Here is a 381-nt window from a genome sequence, read left to right on the forward strand (position 1 = left end):
GAAGAAACGCCCCACAACACCGCACACACAACCCCCGCCGGGTATCACATGCATACGGTTTAGCCATCCTCCGCTTTCGCTCGCCACTACTCACGGAATCACAATTGTTTTCTCTTCCTACGGGTACTGAGATGTTTCACTTCCCCGCGTTCCCCCCCAACGCCTATATATTCAGCGTTGGGTGACACGACATCACTCGTGCCGGGTTTCCCCATTCGGACATCCTCGGATCAACGCTCGGTTGACAGCTCCCCGAGGCATATCGCAGCCTCCCACGTCCTTCATCGGCTCCCAGTGCCAAGGCATCCACCATGCGCCCTTAAACACTTACAAAAACCAAAAATGAGCAAAAATTGCACATCAACACACACAAAAACCACC

General features: G+C 53.5%; 1 rRNA gene. It reads right to left on the bottom strand.

The window, feature by feature from the left end:
• Window positions 1-333 (bottom strand): 23S ribosomal RNA (locus AC3A6P_RS36150); the annotation flags it as partial.
• Window positions 334-381: the final 48 nt, after the last annotated feature.

The organism is Mycobacterium sp. Soil_C_30, from assembly GCF_057656995.1.